Here is a 24,186-nt window from a genome sequence, read left to right as displayed (position 1 = left end):
TGATAATCCTTATTTGAGCTTGCGAAGTTCATCATTCAACATGGGCAGGTCGAGATTTTGCTCTGCCGCACAATCCTTCGCTAGTCCATAGCCTGCATCCGCATGGCGCATGACTCCTGTTGCCGGATCATTGTGAAGTACGCGAGAAATTCGTTGAGATGCATCGTCACTACCGTCACAGCATATAACCATTCCTGAATGCTGCGAGAAGCCCATACCAACACCACCTCCGTGGTGAAGAGAAACCCATGTAGCACCCCCGGCAGTATTAAGTAGGGCGTTAAGAAGGGGCCAATCAGACACGGTGTCTGAGCCGTCAATCATTCCTTCTGTCTCTCTGTTTGGACTGGCAACAGAGCCTGAATCCAAGTGATCACGTCCAATGACAACTGGAGCTTTCAGCTCACCATTTTTTACCATTTCATTGAAAGCCTGACCAAGACGTTCACGATCTTTTAATCCAACCCAACAAATCCGAGCTGGTAAACCTTGAAATTTTATACGCTCGCGAGCCATGTCTAACCAGTTATGTAAATGTGGGTTATCAGGGATAAGCTCTTTTACTTTTTGGTCTGTTTTATAAATATCTTCAGGGTCACCAGAAAGGGCTGCCCAACGGAATGGTCCAATACCTTCGCAAAATAGCGGGCGAATATAGGCTGGAACAAAACCGGGAAAATCAAAGGCGTCTTGCACTCCCATCTCAAGAGCCATTTGGCGGATATTATTACCATAGTCTAATGTAGCCGCACCGCGCTCTTGTAATGTAAGCATGGCTTTGACTTGGATAGCCATTGATTCTTTGGCCGCTTTAACCACCATAGATTCGTCTTTTTCTCGCATTTCGCTGGCATGTGCCATAGACCAGCCAGTAGGCAGATATCCGTTCAATGGGTCATGAGCTGAAGTTTGGTCTGTAACAACATCAGGAGTAATATTACGCTCAACTAATTCTGGAAAAATGTCTGCGGCATTCCCTAACAGTCCAACGGACACGGGGGTCTCAGATTCATAAATAATCGAGAGTGCTTCGTCTAAACTTGTTGCTTTTTTATCGACATAACCAGTACGCATACGGTAATCAATCCTTGATTCATCACACTCGACTGCAATCATAGAAAAGCCGGCCATCGTTGCTGCGAGAGGTTGTGCGCCTCCCATGCCCCCTAAACCGCCAGTCATGACCCAGCGACCTTTTGCCATGCCATCAAAATGTTTTTTTGCTACAGCGACAAATGTTTCATAGGTCCCTTGTACAATGCCTTGTGATCCGATATAAATCCAGCTTCCTGCTGTCATCTGACCGTACATCATAAGGCCTTCTTTATCTAACTGATTAAAATGTTCCCAATTCGCCCAGTGAGGAACTATGTTGGAGTTGGCAATAAGAACACGTGGAGCGTTTTTATGTGTTGGGAATACTCCAACTGGCTTCCCGGATTGAACGAGCAGTGTCTGGTCATCCTCTAAGCGTTCTAGTACTTCAACAATTTTATCAAAGCAATCCCAGTCTCTTGCAGCTCTACCAATACCTCCGTATACCACGAGTGAATGTGGGTGTTCTGCGACATCTGGATCAAGGTTATTCATCAACATTCGTAGGGGGGCTTCAGTAAGCCACGATTTTGCCCTAAGAGTCGTGCCATGAGGGGCGCGTATAGTACGGGATGTGTCTAAGCGCTTCTGGTTTACTTGGCGTTCTGTCATGATCGTGTTCCTTATATTCATGGTATCTAGACGCATTGGTGCTCGACGTCATAAACATCGATAATCACCTAGTGCTTTATTAAACGTTATTTTTCTGAAAAGGCGTTGGCAATATCCCAGCATAGTCGAGCCGCTAATCGTGCGGTTTGACTGTCTACGTCGTAAGTTGGGTTATATTCGGCAATATCTGCGATGACAAGTTTCTGTTTGTAGTGAAGTATTCTATCTATAAACGGAGCTAACATATCCATGCTTACTCCTCTAGCAGCAGGAGCACTGACCCCAGGTGCGGTTTCGGCGGGAAAAACATCTAAGTCAATGGTCAGATATATATAGTCACAGTTATCGATAAAGTGCTGCAGTTGGGTTAAGTGGTAAATGTGATTAAGGTGGGCTAAATCTTTGTCTTCGACATACCAGACCCCAAGCTCATCAGCCTTATTGAAAAGCGCTTCAGTATTGCTGGCTCGACTCACACCGAGGCATGCGTAGTGAAATGGCCAGTCCCTATTTTGACAATAGTGGTGAATTTGATTAAAAGGGGTGCCCGAGCTAGATTTAACATCTATATGATCACTTTCGAAAGCCCTTAAATCGAAGTGAGCGTCAAGATTAATAATACCAATCTTAGGCGGCTTGGTTGGATTGAGATACTCGAAGTATTTAGCAAGCCCCAAAAACGATGACCATGCGACTTCATGACCACCGCCTAAGGTAATTACGGGTGTTGATCTTAAGGCTTTCGATATGACCTCTGCACACAGCTCTTGGCTTTGTTCAAGCAAATCATCGTCACAAATCACGTTGCCCAAATCAATCAAATTGCTTTCTTTATGCCATGCCATGTTAGCAAGAGCACGACGGATCAGATCTGGTGCTTTTTTTGCGCCTATGCGCCCTTTATTTCTTGCGACACCTGCGTCGCTACAAAACCCTAGGATACTTACCGCATTTCGATAAGGCTGGAGATCTTCGACTTGGATTTGTTTGATAATATGGTGAACCCGTTTACCTAACGGACCATCTTCCGCGTCATGCCGACCCTGCCAATGAAATTCTTGATTAGTCACACTGTTATTCGACATGTTCTAACTCTCCAACGACAAGGCGAGCATGCAAACGGCTTTCACCTTGGAAATAGCTAAATTCGGCTGGGTGTGTCACATTCCATATTGCGATGTCAGCGTCAAAGCCCTCGCTTAATTGCCCTCGGCTATGGTTTACACCCAGAGCTTTCGCAGCATTATTGGTAACACCTCGAAGTGTTTCCTCTGGGGTTAGGCCAAATAATGTACAACCCATATTCATGATCATAGTCAAATCTGAGAAAGGTGAGGTTCCAGGATTTAAATCACTGGCAACCGCGATAGGAATATTATGTTGTCTTAATAGTTCAATCGGTGGTAACTGACTTTCTCGCAGGAAGTAAAAGGCACCAGGAAGAAGTGTTGCTACCGTGCCATATTTTTGAAGTTCGAGGACTCCGTCTAGATCAAGGTACTCAATATGGTCGACCGATCGCCCTCCAAGCTTTGCCGTTAGAGCTGTTCCGCCTAGGTTGGAAAGTTGTTCAGTATGGCCTTTGATCGCCAACCCGTTTTCTTTTGCGCAAAGAAATACTCGTTCAGTTTGAGCAAGATTAAATCCTATTGATTCACAAAAGACGTCGACACTATCAGCCAGTTTTTCTTGTGAGACGTAAGGGATAATTTCTTCGCAGATAAGGTCGACGTATTTGTCTGACTGACCCTGAAACTCAGGAGGAACAGTATGAGCGGCGAGTAAGGTAGTGGAAACCCTGATTCTTCGGCTTTCTTCGAGCTTTTTCGCAGCTTTTAACATTTTAACTTCGTCATCGAGAGTAAGGCCATACCCTGATTTTACTTCAACAGTGGTAACCCCCGAGCGGATCAATCCATCTAATCTTGGTAACGCTAGGCTGACTAATTCGTCCTCAGATGCATTACGCGTAGCACGAACTGTAGATAAAATACCGCCACCATTTTTTGCAATTTCTTGGTATGGAATACCGTTTAATCGCATTTCAAATTCATGAGCTCGACTACCTGCGAAAATAAGATGAGTGTGGCTATCGATAAAGCCAGGAGTCACTAATTTACCGCCACAATCATACTGGTTGGAGCATTGAACGCTTGTGTCTGCTGTGATTGTTTTGATTACTCCGTCTTGGATGTAAATATTGCAGGGCTCTGATATCTGGTAGCCTTGTGGATTTTCCTTCATAGACACTATTTTTGCATTGGTCAGCAAGATATCATTTTTTTTGCTCATAGTTACTTCTCAAACTCAAATGTATATACAAATACTCGTGTAAAAAATTGCCGTCTTCAAGTAGCTTGTTATAAAAGTGTGATCGAAAGAATGATGTCTTTCCGCGAGTTCTGAATCCTGCATTTTAAAGTCACTTGGGTATCTATGTTAAAACATCACTTTTGAACTTAGTTTGTAGCGAGTTCCCGGATGATAAAGTAGTGCAGTGCTGATTAGCTTATCACCACTCCATGTACGTCTGTTGAGTAGCAAACAAGGCTCGTTGATACCTAACCTTAATGCAGCGCGAACACTATCACTTGCAACAATAGCTTCCACTGTATGCTCGATAGCACTCAATGGACAGCTATTAGAAAGGTATTGGTTTGGTGTAATATCAGAGAAATCTTGCTCAATGTATTGCGGGACATAGTTTGCGTTGACCCAACGTATCTCTAGTTGTATCGGAGTTTTATCCTCAAAGTGAATGATTTCTGAGCAATATACAGAGCTGTTAAGCATAACGCCTAGCTGAGTCGCTACCATGTCATCAGCTAGTATTGACGCTTGTTTGATGACTTTACTGCTATAGGTTTTTCCTCTTTGAGAAACTTCATCAGCAATATTGCGAATATTCAAAAGGGGAGATTCGGCTTTATCATCAGGTGCGCTAACAAATGTACCAAGTCGCGGCCTTCTCACTAACCTTCCTTCAGAAACTAAATCTCGTAGTGCTTTGTTAACGGTCATCCTGCTAACACCAAACTGCTCAGTCAATTCTAATTCGGTAGATATACGGTGCCCTATAGGCCAGTAACCTTGCTCAATTTGCTTGATGATGTAGGTTTTAATTTGGAGATAAAGGGGAGATTGATTCATAAAAAGACTAAATTCTATTTTGACTATACAAATAGTCATGTATTTGGGATTAAAATGCAACCCATACGACTTTTTAGCTTGAGAAATATCAACAAAAAAGGTAAACAAGAGTTCTTTGAATATTATGCTAGGTTATCGTTAATGTTGAATATGTTAAAGGCATCTTTAGGGATAGGTGCTGCAAAAGTTGATACTGTCTTGGAAAGTTTATTTGTCGAACAAGGTGGCACCCTAAAAGGCGATGTTGTCATTAAAGGTGGGGAAGTTGAGCAGAAGATAGACGCAATAAGAATTGAGTTATGTACAGAGATAAAAGTTGATATTGATGACAGTATCTCTTACCAAAAGCATGTTCTAACTCGATTGGATGCCGTCCAAACGTTCACCATCTCGGCAGATGAAATTAAACAAGTTCCGTTTGAATTGGTTTTGGATAATGAAACCCCTATAACGGAACTAAACGCGCAAATGAATCAGAGCAAAGTTTGGTTAGAGACAACACTAGATATCGATTTTGCTATCGATCCGAAAGACCGAGATTATCTTGCAGTACATCCATCTTCTGTTGTAAGTCAAACTATTGCAGCCATCGAAGATGCAGGTTTTGTGATGAATAAAGCAGATGTTGAGAAAGGCTTTCTTCGCGGACAGGGCTTTTCCTCTCAGTCAGGCTGTTATCAAGAGATAGAATTTAAAAATAAAGGTTTTCTTAACAAAAAAGAAATTGAGTTGTCATTTATTGTCAATGGTGACAGTGTTCATTGTCTCGCAGAGGTAGATAGATCTATGAGTATGCGCGGTGATCAGTATGCTTCATTCACCCTTAATAGAGATGCGAAAGCGCATGAAGTGGAATCTATGGTTAAACAGATCCTGTCAATTTAGTCTTGGTTATACAAGTAACGAACGTTCAATCCAAGGGCAATATCTGTGCTGTTATCCGCATTAAACATATTTTCCGTGACGAAGAATTCGACAGCTGTTCTTTGGTATGTAAAACGATAGCCTAGAGTAAATTCATTGATCGGCTTGGATAACTCACTCTCATCATTGGTAATACCTTGGTGAATAGAGAATTGTGTAAGTAGTGTATGTGCGTTGCTGATATAGTATCGATATCCTAAGGCTAGCGAAAAATTACTTTCTCGATAAGGGATATGTTGAAAAGTGCTGGAGTGTTTCCTTCGAGTAAAAGCGAGTGAAGCATCCATGGTATAAGACCTCTCCCTTAAACTAAAGTTGAGCTGCAAACCTTGTTCCAGTCTGGGGGTGTCGAGTATTCCATGCTTAGTATTAGAATAATGTAATGTCCCACCGACAGAGATTCCCATGGTCTGTTCTTTATAGAGTTGGTATTGCAAATAGCTGGTGAATGTGTGGCTTAGTGACTGTCCTTTAAAATTAGCAAGGTGGATGCCGTAGTCTGGTATATCAATAATGAAACGGTCTTTATCAACTCTATCACGGCCGTTCTGCTCTATGTTGAAAATATCATGGAAATAGATTGTGGGCCCATCAAGCTGATTATTGCCTGCATAGTTCCAGCGATAATTGACATCCAATCTCCAATCATCATTAACCTGCCAGTTGCTCCCAATAACAAACTGATTTTGGTAATAATCGAGCTGATAAGTGTTGGTATTGGCCCACACACTTGCAATGACACTAGAAATGTAAAACTCAGAATTTGATAACAGGCTAGAGCGCAATTGGGGGGATAGGCTACTCGAATGAAGGGGAGATTGCGTGTGATGTTGCAGCGGCCCGAACTTGTCCTCTCTATTAAACTCGTTTGCAAGACTACCGGGAGAAGCCGCAGCAAGACATGAGAATAACAAGAAGATGTAACCTCTCATTCAACTACTCAAGAAAAGGTTTACATACCTAAAATATAGTAAATGAGCACCAAATTTTCTAGCCCCTTACTCTAGATAAGGGGCTTTGATATTACTTATGCTGCAATTAAGTTCGTTGTAATATAAGGCTGCCATGCATCCTGATAGAGTGATCTCGATTGATTTCTTAGATGATGAATGCGAGCTACTTCAATTTCATTCAGTTGGCGAGACTGACTCGCTGCAGCACGCTCAATCGACTGGATTTCTTCATAAATATCATGTTCCTCACCACTCTTTACATCTGCAATCGCTTTTAAATGTAGTTGAACTTCTGCAACGATGTTGCTGTGGGGTAACTGAACAAGTAAGTTGAGATCGCGATAGCCGGAACGAGCCGGTGTCTTAAAACGGTTCTTCGTTTTAACGATTTTTGTGAAGCGATTTAGCTGTTCGTAAGCGAGCATCAGGCTTTCTATATCCTCAGCGACAATGGTCGCTCGAGCAAGGTCGGTGATCCGATTCACCTCTCCGCTTAGTTCATGTGCTATTTTTTGCCTAGCTCTTTGCTCTGATTTTACACCTGAAAAGTAGGCGTGAGTTGAGGTGAGTAGTGCCGTGTTTTTACAAATTTGCTCCAGTTCTTTTTGTCCGTGATGAGCTTTTGCATAAAGGACATCAAAGTCAACATGAGGCTGTGTAGGGCTATAGTTGGTTGTTGATGGAATACCGTATAGTCCACTAAGATTATGTTTAAATGTTTTCGAGCAAACTTCATTTTGTGTGCTGTTGTCAGACTTCTCACTGATCATAGTTGCTGGTGCTGCAGCAACTGCAGGCGTACGGCTGAGCATGAAAAGCACTAGAGCCGTTGTTCGCAGAAGTAAGTTCATCCCTTCTCCTTAGGTCTGTAGGGCTACGCAAAGTAGGACTTTAAAGTGTGTGTTAGCGCTACATACCCATTAAAATAACTTGGGTCGACTATATTTTTTTAAACCCCTATGAGTCGTTAATTTTTAAAAAAGTTTTCCTCGACTTAAAATTTAGCTTTTTACTTTACCTGAGAGTATAAGGTTTTTACCTGAACCTAATCTGAATGAAATTGAACAGTAGCGGTTAAGAATGGGCTTTGATATTACCCGAAATACACACAAAAAATTGATATCACTTCTGTGGTGTTTTCGGTAATCTAAACGCAATTATTCAGAGGGTTAAGTAATATGAAAGATCCGGAATTTTGGCACAATAAATGGGCGACAAATGAAATAGGATTTCACTTGGAGGATGTTAATCCATTACTTATTCAGTTTTGGAAACATACCTCGGCGACTAGGTCTGACAAAGTCCTTGTACCTCTTTGTGGTAAATCAGAAGACCTTATCTGGTTAGCAAGTAAGCATGATGATGTGAGAGGAGTCGATTTGAGCAACATTGCTGTTCGGGCTTTTTTTGCTGAGCATTTTTACACACCCTTGGTGACTAATGTATCTGGACAACACGAGCTCTATCAATTTGATGAGCTTTCCATAGTAATTGGAGATATTTTTACTGTGCCTCTTGAGATGGTAGACCTTGTCTATGACCGAGCAGCACTAGTTGCATTGCCTATGGAGATGCGCAATGACTATGCTAAACGTATTCAATCTTTACTTAATGTTGGCGGGAAAATACTTCTTATTAATCTTGACTATGAACAGTCTGAAATGGCTGGACCTCCTTTCTCAGTGCCTGAGGAAGAGATAAAAATACTCTATTCTGATTGTATCGTGACTAAACTTCAGCGAAAAGAAGCAGGAAAAAACCACCCTAAGAGAGCAGAAAAAGGGATGTCTCGTTTTGCCGAAGAAGTATATTTGCTTGAAAAAGTGAAATAAAAAAGGCGCCTGCTGGCGCCACATGTCAGATTTCTTGATATATCAACTGGATGTCGGGGTCGATTGCCTCAAGCATAGCTTGGGTAGACGCGAGTTGACTTACATGACCATTTTTCGTCTCAATCAATGCCACTGATTCAATATTTTCCAATTTTTGCGCATCCATAAGAAGCTGGATGATGGAAACTTGCAATGGAGGTAGACTCGGATTGAATGCAGCATTTTCAGCGTATGCACCTTGGTAAGTTTTGCCATTTTTCGTTTTGATAGCAACACCACTTAGACTGCCAGTATACGGGGAGTATGATTTATTTAGTGCTCTCGCCGCTATCTTTAGCAACTGGTCTTTCTCTGTGGTCTCTTTGCCATGATCAACATTCGCCATAAAACCTGATTTTATACCGAGGTCATGGGGACCAAAAGATTCGGGTAAATAGTAATTAAGCTTTTTACTTTCTCCCTCGGGTAATTGAATGTTCAGTACATCTGCGGTTGCTAATTCACTCATAAACTGACGACAATGGCCGCATGGGCTAAAGTTTATCGTGATATCAGTGATTCCTTGCTCTCCTTTCATCCATGCATGGCTTATAGCGCACTGTTCAGCATGAATAGTCTGGCCTATCTGTACACCTGAAAACTCAACATTGGCTCCAAAATATAGTGTTCCTGATAAGCCTTTGACCACAGCACCGACATAGAACTGTGATAAAGGTACATGAGCGAATGCGGCAGCAAAAGGAAGCAGGGCAAGTCTCAATTGATGATCTTCAAGGCCAGAAAGATCGAGTAACTCTTCAAACTGTGTTGCAGACAAAGTCGCGTCGAATTGATCTGACCGCATAATAGGGTCGAGAAAGTTAGCGATAGGTTGAGGTGCTTCTGCCAATGCCTGTTCGATTCGGCTATTCATAGTCACTCCTTAGTTTGAAATAGGTTATCTTGGTTAAAATTTCCCATTCGAACTTCAGCTATCGACTTGGTGCTTTATTTTAAGCAAATATCAGAATTATTTGGTGATCACTGTCACATTAAATAATGTAATTTGCTATCCGTTTTCATATTTAGAGTGAGCTCACACATGAAATCGATTACACCTATGAATATTGTGAAGCGTCTCGATATTCATTAAAAATAAGTTACTTTGATAACCAAACAAGTATCGAAAATACTAGAGGTGCAAGAATGGATGTTATGACTCCACATATCACCAAAGCGAGTGAACTAAATGCCGCGTCTTCGCTACTTTTTTCTGCGCAAGTTGCTGTCCCAAGTGCATGTGAAACAGTGCCCATGGTTAGACCTCTTGCAATTGGATGAGAAATGTTGAGCCAACCATAAATGGGGTAGGCCATGATTGCGCCGAATAAGCCAACGATCAACACCATAATGGCTGCGATAGAAGGCTCTCCACCCAGGTGTTTGGAAATTTCCATAGCAATCGGTGTGGTAACTGACTTGCCCAGTAAGCTAGCGACTAGAGAAAGTTCGGTATTTAAGGAGATGGCAATTAAACCAGCGCTGAGCAAAGAAAAAGTACTGCCAACACAACAAGCGAGCATAATAATTCGCCAGTTGCGCCTTATTTGAGGTAACTGTTCATATAGCGGGTAGGCAAGAGCGACAACAGCGGGTTGTAGTAAATAATTTATCCACTTATTATCCGAGTAATACTGCTCGAAGGGGACACTAAAAAAGATCAATGTTGGTATCAAAATAACCAAGCTGATCAAAAGAGGATTCATCAAAGGGCTATTTGTACGCTGGCATATCCAACGAGCGGAGAAAAAAACAATAATGGTTACCAATAGCCACATTATTTTTGACCTCTTTTAAGTAATCTATCGATAAGTAGGGCGAGACTAACAAGTACAATTGTTGTACCACCTACCGCACTGGCCAATATTGAAATTGCATTGGATAAAAGAAGATCAAAATGATTCATCAGACCAACACTTATTGGGACAAAAAGTAGCACCATGTAACGAATAAAAACGGATGCCCCTAGTTTTACCCACTCTGCTTTTACTAATCCGCTTGCCATTAAACTAAAAAGTATCAGCATTCCAATGATGCTACCCGGTACTGAGAGTTGAAGAGCGTCTTGTATACTTGTTCCAAGAAAACAACATAAAAAGATCAATGCAAAAGAAACAAAGTATTTGAAAAGTATTGATACCATAACGTTTATATTCCGAGCCATAATTCAGGAAGGCTGTGTTATCAGCAAAAGAGTTACAAAGCATTTATTTCTTTTGCTGATAAATATAATGGTGATTACGTTGCAAACAATCTAGTTAAGATACGAGGGTTTCTACGTGTTGATAAATAGATTTGAGTATGGCCATTTGCTTTGGACATTGTTCGTGTTCATGAACAAGATTCTCAAGGTTTAGCATGTAATCTTCAATGCGTTGTTCAAAATATTCTCGACAATGATTTGCCCACTTTTGTTGTTCTGGTTCACTGAGTGTCCATGGAAAGTTTCTTGCGCGATAACGAAACAACAACTTACTAATCCGCTCGTCGTCAAAGCTTATATCTAGCGTTGATAAACATTCAGGGTCCGTTTCACGAATGATCTTCATTGCGGTTTTATCTGCTGGGTTGAAAAAACCGTCATAAAGCATAGCGTCGACATCTGAACTTTTTTTAAATTCGCGCTCGATACTGTATACGCCGATGAGTTTTTCACGAATTTCCGGATGGTTTCTTAACATTGCTAGGTTTTCTAAACAGGCTTCACGATCAATACCAATCCTTTGCGCATCTTCTGCCGTTAAGGTTTTTGCAGGTGCAAGGATTGGGGACTTATTTAAATGCACAAGCTTTATAGGAGCCGATACCTCTTTATCATTCAGCTCAGATCGCTTTGTATAAAGGCGCTCATGAAGTTGTTGAGCGTTTAGGTCGAAAATTGCACTAGGATCTCGTGCAAGATCAATACAGATAACAGCATTTTGGTTTGTTGGGTGCCAAGCAACCGGTACTATCCAACTGGTATACTGGCACTCTTTGCCGAGCATTCCTGAAACATGCATTAGTGGTGTCATGTTTACTATATCAATAAGATCATTTAGTTTACGCTTATGACGCATATCTAGAAAATATTGGAACAATTTCGGTTGTGCCACGCTTATCTTTTTTGCCATTTCAATAGTTGCAATGACATCAGCCATCGCATCGTGTGCGTTTTCGTGTTCTATCCCATTTGCAACCGATAGATGCTCTAATTTAAAACTAGGGAAACCCTCATCATTCTGCGGCCAGTTTATACCCTCCGGCCTCAGTGCATGGCATGCGCGCATAACATCGAGCAAATCCCAGCGTGAGTTACCGTTTTGCCAGCTCCAAGCATAAGGATCGATAAAGTTTCGATAGCAGGTATAACGTGTCACCTCATCATCGAAGCGAATACTGTTATAGCCCAAACTGATGGTATTGGGCGTCGCTAATTGCTCATGGATCTTGGCAATAAATTCTGGTTCAATCAAACCTTCAGCCTGTGCTTTTTGTGGTGTAATACCGGTAATAAGCGCGGCTTCAGGTGATGGGAGATAGTCATTGGGTGGCTGGCAATAGAGGACGACTGGTTCGCCGATAATATTAAAATCACGATCGGTTCTTACCCCTGCAAATTGGCAAGGCCGATCAGTGGCAGGGTTTGTACCCCATGTTTCATAGTCAAAGAAGAAAAATGTTGGTTGAGTATCTTGGTGCATTTTATCGACCATTTACGCTAGGCAGACGAGTATTAGACCATTCAACGGATTTGGCCGCAATCAAAGAAGCACTGAATAGTTATAAATATCTGAAGGTTTGATATTGGAACGTGTGAGTTGCCGCCGATGTTAACTCAATCAGGGGCCACAACAATGGCCAACTAAGTTGGCCATTGTACCTATTTTATGCTTCTTTCGGGGTCGTTTCCGCAGATGGTTTTTTTAAAATACGACTGGTAATGGTTCCTGCTGTCATTGCTCCGGATACATTCAATGCCGTACGGGCCATGTCTATTAGAGGTTCAATAGAAATCAAAAGGGCAGCAATAGCGACCGGTAGTCCCATTGCGGGTAGGACAATTAATGCGGCAAATGTTGCACCACCACCAACACCTGCAATACCAAAAGAGCTAACTACAATCATCGCTACAAGAGACAAGATAAAATTAATGTTCATGGGATCGATTCCTACACTTGGTGCGACCATAACGGCCAACATTGCAGGGTAGATACCGGCACAACCATTTTGACCAATGGTGGCTCCAAACGATGCTGACAAGTTGGCAATAGCTGGCGGCACCTTAAGTTTGTTAACTTGTGCTTCTACGTTGAGTGGAATTGTTGCCGCTGAACTGCGTGATGTAAATGCAAAAGTCAATACTGGCCAAATATGTTTAAAGTAGCTTTTAGGGTTCACTCCAAAAAATGAAACGAGCATGGCGTGGATTACAAACATCACAGCGATCGCAAGATACGACGCGAGTATAAAACCAATAAGATTTAACATATCACTCGCGTTTGATGTGGCGACCACTTTTGTCATTAATGCTGCAATTCCATACGGAGTAAGCGCCATGATCATTTTAACCAATCTCATAACGATGGCTTGAATAGCCTCAACAAACTGCTTAATTGGCGCTGATAGTTCAGGCTGCTCTGACATAACTTTGCGAGTTGCCAAGCCTGTCAAAATACCATAAATGACGATAGCAATAATTGAGGTTGAACGAGCTCCAGTCAGATCTAAAAATGGATTTGTTGGTATAAAGCTGACCAGCATTGTTGGAATCGATAGGTCACTTACAACATCAGCACGATCTTCGAGTGCTATCAATCTTGCAGTTTCTCGTGTTCCTTCTGTCAAACCGTCAGCGCTAACCCCCAACCAATGAGTGATAAATATTCCAACCAATGCCGATATTGCCGTTGTGATGAGTAGCACAGAGATGGTTAGTGCAGACATTCTGCCTAGAGCTTCTCCTTGATCTAGCTTAACCACAGCAGCGATCATAGAAATTAATACTAGAGGCATAATAATCATCTTGAGTAATGCTATATAACCTCCGCCAACAATATTAATCCACTGTAGAGCGTTTACCATGGTAGGGTCATTAGAACCAAAGCTCATTTGCATTAATAAGCCAAAACCGCTGCCCAACCCAAGTCCAATTAGAACTAACCGTGAAAGTGTTTGCTGTTTATTTTGTTGGTATTTAAGAAAACATAATAGACTTAGAAAAAGAGCTAAAGTACCAATGAGTGCAACTGACATAAATCGATGTCCTCAGAAAATAAAGCGATAAATAATGATGACCGCTTGAATAAGAAAAATACGCGTGCAGCTTAATCTTCTGAAAATCGAAATAAAATGATATTGAGTTATTAAATATAACTAATAGTTATACCCAAGTAACCTCAAGATGCTAGGCTCAGCGAGAATGGCTTGCTTGACAGGCAAGGCAACGATTTGAAAATCTAGTCATCTAAATTGAAAATCGGTAACGAGGCATGTAAAGCAAGGCAACTCGCCCTTTGGGAGCGTGTCACAGTGCCGATTTCATCGTCAAACAACTTGGTAAGAGTTCACTATTACGCTGCGTTATTTTCCTTGAATTCAACACTGTGGCATCGCTCTGAATCCTGCATTTTGAAGTCACTTGGGTATATTTATGGATTGTTAAGTGTCTTGGAGCATATTGCGCATTGCAATACTTGTTAGAATATTTAAGTGGGAGGCATCAAGCTCGAACAGTGATTTTTGCATCGCAGAAGCAACATCATCTGCATCAATAGGGATAAGATTAGCCAATGGCCCAATCATCAGCGGCTCAATGTGTTTTGTGATTTTTTGAATGAGCATCTCATCGCGCCTTGTCTTTTCTCTTAATCCCTTTAGTGGGCCAGGTCGAACAAATACGAGTTTCGAAAAACCTAAGCTTGTTACTTTTTCTTCCATACGTCCTTTACATCGGAGATAGTGGGAAAAAGACATTTTAGAAGCTCCATAACTTGATACAACAGCAAGATTTTTAACACCCAGTGCTTTCATTGTCTTAGCCACGTTATAAACAAGTTCAATGTCGATTTGTTCGAAGGCATAGGCTGATTCAACTTGACGTTTAGTCGTTCCAAGACAAATAAAACCATAATCAGGTTTAGGCATCGCTTCATCCCATTCTGGAGCATGTAATTGGGGGCTTTCGAATACCTGTAATTTGGGGTGAAAAAAGGGTAACTGAGCACGACTTAAGACATAAAGGTGCTCAAGATTCTCACTGTCTAGTAATTGTTTGGTTAACTCGTTGCCAATCAAACCTGTGTTACCGGCAGTAATGACATTGATCTGTTTTTGATTATCCAACATGAAACCATTCTATGAGTAAAGTGCGCAGCAGCTCTGCTTGGGCGATATGCGCTGAGAATGGCTTAAGAATGGATAAAATTCTGTGATTTTATTCAGAAATTAATCAAAAAGTCACTAAGAGTGAAGAGCTTCTTGACCTCGCTAGGCGAGGTCGTCGACCTGTTTAAGTGAGAGATAATGGAATTCGATTCTGAGTACGGTTGGGTTTATTTGGCTTTTGTCTTTTCACTTTTTGATTGGCAAACATGACACCTCCTTCGCCATCGTTTCGAAAATATTACGCCTGTTTTTCAAGCATACATCGTGCCGTTTTATCTCCTCCCACCTCAAAGATAGTCGTTAATGTCTGATCTGCAATAATATTGTCAAGAAATTATGATTTAGCCATTAAATCGGGGTATAACTCAGTATCAAAAAGTCACTATTAAATTTATTGCATAGTGAGGGCATTCTCGAGATACCTTCGAGGCTATGCGCTACTTGTCCTCAAACCGAACAAGGATGAACCTAAATATGTCAACACCTAGCTGGAATCTATCGGTTATCTACCAGGGTTTAGACGATCCTAAAATTGATATGGATATTGATTCAATAAATTCAATGTTGTTAAGCATTCGAGAATTCAATTTCGATGATCACTGTATAGAAGATATTCAACAAGCCATGATCACCTATCAGAGCTGTTACAAGCTTGTGGACTCTCTCGAGACTTTTTCACATTGCTATCTTTCGGTGGATACGCTCGATACAAAGGCACATAAGCTTGCAGGTCAAGTGGCCAAGCTGAAATCAGTATTAAAGCAAGCGTATCTTCCGGTAGAACAGGTATTGCTCACAGTATCTGATGATAAGATTTGCCAACTTCTTACCCACGAGGATCCTGAAGTTTCCGAGCAAGATTTTCCTATTCGAATGTTGCGGAGCCAAGTGGAGCAAACTATGAGTGTCGCTGAGGAACAATTGATTTCGGCATTGGAAACTGATGGCCGAGATGGGTGGGCTCGTCTATATCAAAATATCACTGGTACGTTAAAAGTTGTAACAGAAAGCGGTGAAAAGATAAGTCTCTCTCAGGCGGCCAACTCGTTGAATGGCAATGATTTTAAACAATTGGAAAATAACTGGCGAGGTATACAAGATGGGATGGAAATGAACAAAGAAGCATTTGCTGCCATTCTAAATGGTCTCTCTGGTTGGAGACTGAGCGAGAATGAGAAGCGCTCGAAAGGCCGAAAAATACATTTTCTCGATGCAAGTTTACATCAAAGCCGAATCACGTCTCAGAGTCTTGAGACCTTGATGAAAGTTACGGAAGATAATAAGTCATTAGGCCAGAAAGCTGGGCTGTTAATGGCGCGTGTTCATCAGTGTCAAACGATGAAACCTTGGAATTATTTAGCAGGTATGCCGTCTACCTCAAATGAAGCCCCTAAAGTTTACAGCTTTGAAGAGGCAATTAACATTGTGCAGTCTGCTTTTTCAATGGTTTCAAAGGAGATGGGCGACTTTGTTGCTTTAATGGTACAGAAAGGCTGGATCGATGCTAATCCGACAGAGAACAGGCGTCTTGGTGCGTATTGTAGTGGGTTTTCATCAACACGTACGCCGTTAGTCTTTATGACCTGGGGAGGAAGTCTCTCAAATATTGCTACCTTGGCTCATGAGTTAGGACATGCCTACCATAATTGGGTAATGCGAGACATGCCACACCATCAAACCAAGTATCCAATGACGCTTGCTGAGACGGCATCGACCTTTGCAGAGAGTGTGGTTCGAGACTATTTACTGGAGAATGCAGAAACTCGTGAGGATAAACTAGAGATCTTGTGGGAAGACCTTTCTCGTTGCTACACTTTTATGATTAATATACCTGTCCGGTACCATTTTGAGTTACAGCTTTACCAGAAACGCTCTGAAAGTGAATTATCTGCGGATCAGCTCTGTGAACTGATGAGCCAAACATGGCGATCTTGGTATGGGCCCTCTATGGATGAAGCAGACTCTTACTTTTGGGCAAGCAAGTTACATTTCTCTATGTCTCATCGGAGCTTTTACAATTATCCTTATCTCTTTGGCTACTTATTCAGCACTAGTGTCTATTCACAAAGATCGTTGAAGGGGCAACGTTTTCATGATGATTATATTGCATTATTGAGAGATACTGGGCGCATGACAGCTGAGGAACTGACACAAAAACATTTAGGCCAAAGCTTAATTCAAGAAAGTTTTTGGCAGCAAAGCATCGATAACATTAAATTGAAGATAGAGCAGTTTGAATTGTTGTTAGATCAATAATAAATATTCATGATATCATCAACCAGCCAAGTTGGTGCTTGGCTGTATAGAATATGATCACCTTAATAGCTTTATTGTTTTACAAACTAAAATATCGCGCTAAATTACATGTTTTGTGTCAATAAGTGGGATCGCACCTACAAAAATTTTTATGACAATTCATTAACATGTCCGCTGTGCAATAAAGGAGTAGCGCATGACTAATAACCTCTTTCGCCAATCTTTTCTTCTTGACAGTCTTGATCTCTCTCAAGAGATGCCAGCAAGTGAAATGGTTGGTGTAGGTGGAATTGTACTTAAGCTGCATCAACGTGGCGTTTTGGAGGTCATTCCACCGACATTGTCTGACGAGAGCAAACACATCATTGTTTCCTGTGGTATTCATGGTGACGAAACGGCACCAATGGAAATCGTTGATAAAGTAGTGACTGACATTATTAATGGTTTTCAGGAAGTTAAGCACAGACTATTGTTTATTAATGCTCACCCAGAAGCAACAAATGCTCACACACGCTTCATTGAAATGAATCTTAATCGTCTATTTGACGACAAAGACTATGAACCGTCTAAAGAGCTTAATATTGCCAAAAACCTCAAAACCCTAGTCAGTGAATTCTATCAAGGTACTGACCAAAGCAGTAGATGGCACTTAGATCTTCATTGTGCGATTCGATTGTCAAAGCATTATTCCTTCGCTGTTAGCCCAAAAGTACGTCACCCTGTTCGCAGCCAGGCATTAATGGATTTTGTGTCTAGCTCTCAGCTTGATGCCGTTATGTTCTCTAACGCACCATCAAGTACTTTCAGTTGGTTCAGCGCCGAGAACTTTGGAGCTCAGGCGTTAACAGTGGAACTAGGTAGAGTGGCACGCATTGGCGAGAATGACCTATCCAAGCTAGTCGGTTTCGATCTTGCATTGCGCAATTTACTTGATGACTCAGAACCTGAACATTTACCAAAAGAACCAGTGATGTACCGTGTTAGCCGCACAATCGTTCGACTAAATGAAGATTTTGATTTTATGTTCAGTGATGACGTTGCTAACTTCACTTCATTTAAGCATGGTGAGGTCTTTGGCCACGATGGTGATAAACCTCTGATGGCAAAAAATGAGGGCGAGGCCATCGTGTTTCCTAATCGAAACGTAGAGGTCGGTCAAAGAGCCGCGTTAATGGTTTGTCCAGTCAAGACCCGCTATGAACAAGGACAAGTCGTCTACGATTAGCGTTTCTTCTTGCAAAGATACTATCTATTTTAGTGGCTTAACGGTATCGTTGAGCCACTATTTTCTATTGTACTCATTTTTAACGTCGTTATGGCATTAATCGATTTAATCAAACATAAAAAAATGATTTGGCGTCGTGGGCTCTTTGGAGCTCTGATTCTGATGTTTTTAATGAGTGTCGTCTATTTATCTGTTGGAGAAGTTTTCATTTCACCATTGAGTGAATGGAGCACTTTTGAACAGCAATTAATTTTCCAGCTCAGGCTACCGCGGTTGCTTTCTGCTATCGTCATTGGGGCAGCATTAGCGCTATCCGGTGCTGTATTACAAGTCTTGTTGGGAAACGTATTAGCGGAACCGGGAGTACTTGGTATTTCGGGTGGGGCGAGTGTCGCCATGGCTTTGTTACTCATTTTTGTTCCAAGCTTTGCCACACCGGCATGGTTGATGCTGGCCGCTATCATAGGTGCATTACTTTTTACGCTTATCCTCATTTCCATCGCTAAAACTATGCGCCTTACCACATCGAGATTGTTGCTTGTTGGTGTCGCACTTGGGATATTATCTAGCTCGGTATTAACTTGGTTCTTTTATTTTAGCGATGACTTTAATTTGCGTCAGTTGATGTATTGGTTAATGGGAAGCATTGGTGGAGCGAGTTGGTATCAACACATTCTAACGCTGATCATGCTACCAGTGATGATATGGATGTGTTTGCAAGGTGGAACGCTTGATAAACTTATGACAGGGGAACTGCATGCCCAACAAATGGGAGTCGATGTTGATAAGAATCGTGGGAAGTTGATCGTTGCGATCGCGGTTTTAGTGGGGGGGGCCGTTGCATTAGGAGGCGTGATTGGTTTTGTTGGTCTGGTGGTTCCTCATTTAGTTCGGTTGATGTTTGGCTGTGAGAATCGCTACCTTTTACCACTATCGACGTTCGCTGGTGCGAGTTTAGTTTTGATCTCCGACCTGATTGCACGTACGGCACTGAACGCGGCAGAGTTGCCACTGGGTGTTGTTACTACAACAATTGGAGCTCCCATATTTATCTGGATGTTGGTACGTAATCATGATCCAAGTTAAAAACTTGTCTGTCCTAGAACGGTTGCAACCTTTGTCTTTCAAAGTTGAGGCTGGAGAGATTTTGCACGTTGTTGGCCCAAATGGAAGTGGTAAAAGTACTTTACTTGCAGCCATGGCTGGCTTACTTGATTTTCAGGGCAAGTTATTAATTGGACGTTCTGATATAAAAGGCCTTTCATTATCTCAGCTTGCATCGTTGAGAGCTTATCTTACCCAGTTTCAGCGGCCTGTGTTCAATTTAGGCATAGCACAGTATTTGGCGCTCTCTATCCCTCCTTGCGCTAGTCTTAGCCATAGTCAAACACAAGCTGTTGTCGAGGAACTGACCACGGTACTGAACATCGATGATAAGTTGCATCGATATATACATCAGTTATCTGGTGGAGAGTGGCAAAGAGTGCGTTTGTGCGCAGCTTGTTTGCAAGTTTGGCCAAGTCTCAACCCAGATGCGAAGTTCTTAGTCTTGGATGAACCCGCGTCTTCTTTGGATGTTGGTCAGGAAGCTCTGCTTTTTGCTCTGATTGAGCGGGCAGCTTTTTCAGGACTCAGTGTTGTAATGTCCAATCACGACCTTAATCGGACTTTAAAGCACGCACATCGTGCGCTGTTGCTCAATAAAGGCACTATGCACAGTGTGGGGAATGTTGATAAAGTTTTGAATCCCACATCACTTTCCGAAATATTTAAAGTTGGGGTTGGACGTCACACTATCGAAGACAGAGATATTCTTACTTTTGATTAGAAAGATAAAGATTTTTTTGTAAGGAATATTTTTATGCAAAATAAAGTAGTTATTGTCACGGGGGGTGGAAGAGGAATCGGTGCCGCGACTGCGCGCCTTTTTGCACTCAAAGGCTACTCGGTGTGTATCAATTTCAAGTCAGATCATGATTCGGCAAACCGATTAGTTGAAGAAATAAAACGTTCAGGTGGTGATAGTATCGCGGTACAAGCTGATGTTTCTCAGGAAAACCAAGTAATTGAATTATTTCAAACCGTTGATACGCAGTTGGGTGCTCCAACTGTGCTTGTCAATAATGCTGGTATACTTCGAGCACAAATGCGGTTAGAAGAAATGGATGCTCAGAGGATAAACGCAATTTTAACCAACAACGTCACCAGTTATTTTCTATGTTGCCGCGAGGCGGTAAAAAGAATGTCCACTCGATATGGTGGAAAGGGCGGAAATATTGTTAACGTTTCTTCTGGTGCGGCACGTTCTGGGTCTCCAAATGAGTATGTCGACTACGCGGCTTCTAAAGGAGCCATAGACACACTTACTAAAGGTCTCTCTCTGGAAGTTGCCAATGAAGGGATACGAGTCAATTGTGTCAGGCCAGGATTAATCTACACTGACATGCACGCTGATGGTGGGGAGCCAGAACGTATTGAGCGACTCAAGTCGGCAATTCCGATGAAGCGAGGCGGTCAGCCAGAAGAAGTTGCTGAGGCGATCTACTGGCTTGCAAGTGAAAAATCTTCATTTTCTACCGGGAATTTTTTGGATTTAGCAGGGGGCTTATAGATGAGCATAGATAGCCGAGTGACTCTAAATGTAGGATTAAGAATGTTGTCACCTAAGTGATTGCAAGGATAACGCAATACAACAAAACTGTGGACTGAATACAATGATAAAGAAGTTGGATCATTCATACTCAACGGATGCGCAGAGTATTTTGGACTTATCACTTTTGTCGTATAGGGTGGAAGCCGATTTACTCGGATTGGTAGATTTTCCTCCTTTGGGTGAAAAGAGAGAGCAAATCACTGAATCAACGAGTGAATTTTGGGGCTATTTTCAAGATAGAAGGTTGATTGGAGTAGTCGAGGTTGAAAAAGGACAAAGGAGTAACATTAATCGCCTCGTTGTTGATCCAAAAGTATTCCGCCAAGGTGCGGGTCGAAAGTTAGTCCAGCACGTACTTTCAACCTATCGCGTGTGCTCGGTCACAACAGCAAAGCAAAACCTGCCAGCAATCTCTCTCTACCGAAGTGAGGGTTTTAGGAGTGTGGAGTCATTTTTTGTTGAGCCTTCTTTAGAGCTTACAACATTTCATACCGGGTGATCAGAAACGAAAAGCACCCGAGAGAGGGTGCTTGTTGAGCTTATTATTGGGTGAGAGGTTCAAGATCTGCAGGACGGTAGTAAACGGACTTAAGGACTTTACCTTTGCGAATTGTTTTACCATCGGTTACGACATCTTGAGCACACTTGGCGATGATGTAATCACCTTTTTGAACAGCCATTAGCTGTACACCTTGTTTGGTGTAATGCGCTTCAGTGTCGGCGTATTCTGCTTCACTGCGACACACTTTACTCATGTTACTCGAATGCACTTCATCCCAACAGGGCAAGAAATCAATGTTACGGTTTGCGGCAACATTTAATAAAAGATCGATAATATAATTGATGGATAAGTTATCCTCAATAGTGTCATGCCCTAGGTGAACGAGACGCCCCATCAGCACATAAACGCTGTCGACAATCGCATCGGCTTGCTCTGTCTTATTCTCTGCTTCAGCAAGTTCGGTCAACTCTTCAATTGCCAAAGAGGTATGCAAGGTGTCCGCTTGCTGATCAAGGCTTTCCGGTGAGGCTACCGGAAGGTCAAAGACACTGCGAAATTCGGTAATATCGCGGTATAAATGTTGGAAGATATTGTCGTTCAGTTTTGAAAGGAGCATTCCCATTCATCCCAATTTTCATAAAGTAAGGAGATAGTATCAAAGCACTATGCTTGATGCTATCCGACGGGGCACATTAATCGTGAGTTTCAACTCGATTTATAGAGGTAAGGAAACAGTTGTTGTTTCTCGTTCTCTGATAATGATTCAACTCGCTCAATATTTTTATCAGGGATAGATTCTGGATCTGGGTAATGTTTGAGAACTTTCTCCATACTGTCTTCGCGAAGCAAATGAAAAATTGGATAGGGCGAACGATTGGTGAGATTTTCGGCATCCTCTGGTTCAGTCCCTCCGAAGCAATAGTTGGGATGAAATGTTGCTAACTGGAAAATACCTTGCCAATTTTGTTGCCGCAGTAGAGCTTCGATCCAATCGATAAACAAGTTATAGTCGTAAAAGTCGCTCAGCATATTGGGGACAACCACTAACGTTGTGTCGATCTTCTCTGAACTTGTTGATTCTAACTCCAATAATTGCTCGAGAATGTCCTGCAAGAGTGTTTCTTCTGTCTCTGCGTGGCTTACAAAAGTTTTAATCTGACGATTACGCATCGGTTTTGCGGCAAAAGGACAAAGGTTTAATCCAATAACAACGTTATTTAGCCAATCCCCAACCTCTCTTGTTATCAATTCAGTATTCGATGACGGTTTTTCTAGAGCGCTCATTTTGGTTCCAAATTAGAATTTGGCGCAAGCATATCAGAACTTTTTTTGTTTTGTCTGGTATTTTTGGAGTCAAATTGGTTTAGCCAGAAACACAATAAAAAAATCAAGGCAAAGAGTAGACTACCACCAGCAGTAACCTTGCCCCAACCTCCATGTTGCCAGCAGTAGATCAGGAAGAAACCGCCTAAGCTTCCACCGATGTAATAATGCACTAAGTAAAGCGCTGTTGCAGTCGCTTTTGCGTACGTTGCATTTTTACTTACCCAAGAGTATGCGAGAGTATGAGTAAAAAAGGCACCAAAGCTGATGAGAAGTAAGCCAGCAATCATGAAACTAATGGTTTCTATATTGGCGATGAGCATGCCCATTAAGCTAAGAAGCGAACCAAAGATCATCCCGGAGATGCTATGAAAGCGCCTAAGCCAGTTTGCTGTGAGCTTACTGCTTAGCGTACCTGCCAGATAACAGAGAAAAATCAAAGAAGCGAGTGTCATTGGCATATTATGTGGGGCTGAGACGAGTCGGAACCCCATCACAGAATATAAATTGACAAACAGAGCAAAATTAATCCCACCGATCAGCATAGCCAGCCAAATTTTTCTATTACGTATGTGCTTAATAAGGGCGCGATTATGATAACGAAGAAGTCCCTTTTGAGGCGTGAAATTCTGTTGGTTAGGCAAACTAAAAAACACCGCAAGTGCCCCACATAGCGAGAATAAGGTCATCACTAGAACCGCATTTTGCCAGCCAAATGCATCAGTAAGGGTTCCACCTACAATCCGGCCAGCGATTCCTCCCAGTGAATTGGCGGCAATGTAACCCCCGATAGCGTAATTAAAGGCTTTACTAGATAACTCTTCCACCATATATGCGACAGCAACGGATGCAAAAGCGGCGAGAGCGAACCCCATAAAGGCTCTTAAAATAATCAGACCAACCAATGATGTGGTGAAGGCCATTGCTAACCCAATAATCGGTATCGATAGAAGTCCCAGAAACATAGTGCAGCGTCTACCTATCGACTCAGAAGCAACTGCCCATGGGACAAGTGATATAGACAGAGCCATGGTTGTTGCTGCAAATACCCAGTTAACTGTAGTTTCACTGACGCTGAAATGAGTCGCCATAAATGGGAGCATTGGCTGAAATAAATAGAGATTACAAAATACGATGAAAGATCCTAATGCCAAACTCAATGTAATTCGTCGATAGGCTCGAGTATTTTTCTCTATCATTTTATTGCACCAAAATAACCGATATGTGAGAAAACTATCAGTCTAAGTATAATATAT

General features: G+C 41.9%; 23 protein-coding genes. 8 read left to right on the top strand and 15 right to left on the bottom strand.

Annotation, left to right across the window (positions count from 1 at the left end; translation table 11 throughout):
- Window positions 1-9: 9 nt before the first annotated feature.
- The 4 genes from hutU to hutC form a co-directional block, all read right to left on the bottom strand.
- The gene (hutU, locus tag RH40_RS16055) at window positions 10-1,707 is read right to left on the bottom strand and encodes a urocanate hydratase (protein WP_009602704.1); all 1,698 of its coding nucleotides are present in this window, start codon (window positions 1,705-1,707) and stop codon (window positions 10-12) included.
- Window positions 1,708-1,793: 86 nt separating this feature from the next.
- Complete coding sequence (hutG, locus tag RH40_RS16050) at window positions 1,794-2,792, bottom strand: formimidoylglutamase (protein ID WP_009602703.1); 999 nt, start codon at window positions 2,790-2,792, stop codon at window positions 1,794-1,796.
- Window positions 2,782-3,999 (bottom strand): imidazolonepropionase, encoded by a 1,218-nt coding sequence (hutI, locus tag RH40_RS16045; protein ID WP_009602702.1) that lies wholly within the window; start codon window positions 3,997-3,999, stop codon window positions 2,782-2,784. Before hutI ends, hutG begins: the two co-directional genes overlap by 11 nt.
- Before the next feature lie 147 nt (window positions 4,000-4,146).
- Window positions 4,147-4,857, bottom strand: coding sequence for a histidine utilization transcriptional repressor HutC (hutC, locus tag RH40_RS16040; protein ID WP_009602701.1), 711 nt, complete (start codon window positions 4,855-4,857; stop codon window positions 4,147-4,149).
- Window positions 4,858-4,998: 141 nt separating this feature from the next.
- Between hutC and RH40_RS16035 the strand changes: the two genes are divergently transcribed.
- Window positions 4,999-5,742 (top strand): sporulation protein, encoded by a 744-nt coding sequence (locus tag RH40_RS16035; RefSeq protein ID WP_009602700.1) that lies wholly within the window; start codon window positions 4,999-5,001, stop codon window positions 5,740-5,742.
- Here the strand turns inward: RH40_RS16035 and RH40_RS16030 are convergent.
- Together RH40_RS16030 and RH40_RS16025 are read right to left on the bottom strand one after the other, a co-directional pair.
- Window positions 5,739-6,713, bottom strand: coding sequence for a DUF3187 family protein (locus tag RH40_RS16030; protein ID WP_009602699.1), 975 nt, complete (start codon window positions 6,711-6,713; stop codon window positions 5,739-5,741). The genes RH40_RS16035 and RH40_RS16030 overlap by 4 nt on opposite strands.
- Window positions 6,714-6,808: 95 nt before the next feature.
- A complete protein-coding gene (locus tag RH40_RS16025) occupies window positions 6,809-7,585 on the bottom strand; it encodes a nucleotidyltransferase family protein (protein WP_009602698.1) in 777 nt (258 codons plus the stop codon).
- Between the two features lie 327 nt (window positions 7,586-7,912).
- Between RH40_RS16025 and RH40_RS16020 the strand changes: the two genes are divergently transcribed.
- On the top strand, window positions 7,913-8,566 hold the full coding sequence (locus RH40_RS16020; RefSeq protein ID WP_009602697.1) for a thiopurine S-methyltransferase: 654 nt from the start codon (window positions 7,913-7,915) through the stop codon (window positions 8,564-8,566).
- A gap of 25 nt (window positions 8,567-8,591) precedes the next feature.
- Here the strand turns inward: RH40_RS16020 and cdd are convergent, their stop codons facing one another.
- From cdd to RH40_RS15990, 6 genes are all read right to left on the bottom strand, one after another.
- Entirely contained in the window at window positions 8,592-9,479 is an 888-nt protein-coding gene (gene cdd / locus RH40_RS16015) for a cytidine deaminase (protein WP_009602696.1), read from the bottom strand.
- A gap of 226 nt (window positions 9,480-9,705) precedes the next feature.
- Entirely contained in the window at window positions 9,706-10,383 is a 678-nt protein-coding gene (locus RH40_RS16010) for a CidB/LrgB family autolysis modulator (protein ID WP_009602695.1), read from the bottom strand.
- Window positions 10,383-10,748 (bottom strand): CidA/LrgA family protein, encoded by a 366-nt coding sequence (locus tag RH40_RS16005; protein WP_009602694.1) that lies wholly within the window; start codon window positions 10,746-10,748, stop codon window positions 10,383-10,385. Before RH40_RS16005 ends, RH40_RS16010 begins: the two co-directional genes overlap by 1 nt.
- Window positions 10,749-10,863: 115 nt before the next feature.
- Window positions 10,864-12,288 (bottom strand): exodeoxyribonuclease I, encoded by a 1,425-nt coding sequence (gene sbcB / locus RH40_RS16000; RefSeq protein ID WP_009602693.1) that lies wholly within the window; start codon window positions 12,286-12,288, stop codon window positions 10,864-10,866.
- Window positions 12,289-12,472: 184 nt separating this feature from the next.
- Window positions 12,473-13,840, bottom strand: a complete 1,368-nt coding sequence (locus RH40_RS15995) for an L-cystine transporter (protein ID WP_009602692.1) — start codon at window positions 13,838-13,840, stop codon at window positions 12,473-12,475.
- Between the two features lie 405 nt (window positions 13,841-14,245).
- Complete coding sequence (locus RH40_RS15990; RefSeq protein WP_009602691.1) at window positions 14,246-14,932, bottom strand: NAD(P)H-binding protein; 687 nt, start codon at window positions 14,930-14,932, stop codon at window positions 14,246-14,248.
- A gap of 513 nt (window positions 14,933-15,445) precedes the next feature.
- Between RH40_RS15990 and RH40_RS15985 the strand changes: the two genes are divergently transcribed.
- From RH40_RS15985 to RH40_RS15960, 6 genes are all read left to right on the top strand, one after another.
- The gene (locus tag RH40_RS15985) at window positions 15,446-17,227 is read left to right on the top strand and encodes a M3 family oligoendopeptidase (RefSeq protein ID WP_009602690.1); all 1,782 of its coding nucleotides are present in this window, start codon (window positions 15,446-15,448) and stop codon (window positions 17,225-17,227) included.
- A gap of 196 nt (window positions 17,228-17,423) precedes the next feature.
- Complete coding sequence (locus tag RH40_RS15980) at window positions 17,424-18,452, top strand: succinylglutamate desuccinylase (protein ID WP_009602689.1); 1,029 nt, start codon at window positions 17,424-17,426, stop codon at window positions 18,450-18,452.
- A gap of 123 nt (window positions 18,453-18,575) precedes the next feature.
- Complete coding sequence (btuC, locus tag RH40_RS15975) at window positions 18,576-19,538, top strand: vitamin B12 ABC transporter permease BtuC (protein WP_241209904.1); 963 nt, start codon at window positions 18,576-18,578, stop codon at window positions 19,536-19,538.
- Window positions 19,525-20,280: a vitamin B12 ABC transporter ATP-binding protein BtuD gene (gene btuD / locus RH40_RS15970; RefSeq protein ID WP_009602687.1), complete on the top strand. Its 756-nt coding sequence runs from the start codon at window positions 19,525-19,527 to the stop codon at window positions 20,278-20,280. Before btuC ends, btuD begins: the two co-directional genes overlap by 14 nt.
- Window positions 20,281-20,313: 33 nt before the next feature.
- Window positions 20,314-21,063 carry an SDR family oxidoreductase gene (locus tag RH40_RS15965; RefSeq protein WP_009602686.1) on the top strand — a complete coding sequence of 250 codons (750 nt, stop codon included), beginning with the start codon at window positions 20,314-20,316 and terminating at the stop codon, window positions 21,061-21,063.
- A 103-nt stretch (window positions 21,064-21,166) separates the two neighbouring features.
- On the top strand, window positions 21,167-21,604 hold the full coding sequence (locus RH40_RS15960) for a GNAT family N-acetyltransferase (protein ID WP_009602685.1): 438 nt from the start codon (window positions 21,167-21,169) through the stop codon (window positions 21,602-21,604).
- A 43-nt stretch (window positions 21,605-21,647) separates the two neighbouring features.
- Here the strand turns inward: RH40_RS15960 and RH40_RS15955 are convergent, their stop codons facing one another.
- The 3 genes from RH40_RS15955 to RH40_RS15945 all read right to left on the bottom strand — a co-directional run bounded on the left by RH40_RS15955 (window position 21,648) and on the right by RH40_RS15945 (window position 24,129).
- On the bottom strand, window positions 21,648-22,223 hold the full coding sequence (locus tag RH40_RS15955) for a nucleoside triphosphate pyrophosphohydrolase family protein (protein WP_009602684.1): 576 nt from the start codon (window positions 22,221-22,223) through the stop codon (window positions 21,648-21,650).
- Between the two features lie 89 nt (window positions 22,224-22,312).
- The gene (locus RH40_RS15950) at window positions 22,313-22,891 is read right to left on the bottom strand and encodes a DUF1415 domain-containing protein (protein WP_009602683.1); all 579 of its coding nucleotides are present in this window, start codon (window positions 22,889-22,891) and stop codon (window positions 22,313-22,315) included.
- Window positions 22,888-24,129 carry an MFS transporter gene (locus tag RH40_RS15945; protein WP_009602682.1) on the bottom strand — a complete coding sequence of 414 codons (1,242 nt, stop codon included), beginning with the start codon at window positions 24,127-24,129 and terminating at the stop codon, window positions 22,888-22,890. The genes RH40_RS15950 and RH40_RS15945 overlap by 4 nt, the downstream gene beginning before the upstream one ends.
- Window positions 24,130-24,186 lie beyond the last annotated feature (57 nt).

The organism is Vibrio caribbeanicus ATCC BAA-2122, assembly GCF_000165125.1.
Classification (GTDB): Bacteria; Pseudomonadota; Gammaproteobacteria; order Enterobacterales; family Vibrionaceae; genus Vibrio; species Vibrio caribbeanicus.
The sequence above is the reverse complement of the archived record's forward strand: the minus strand, read 5'-3'. Positions and strand labels throughout refer to the sequence as shown.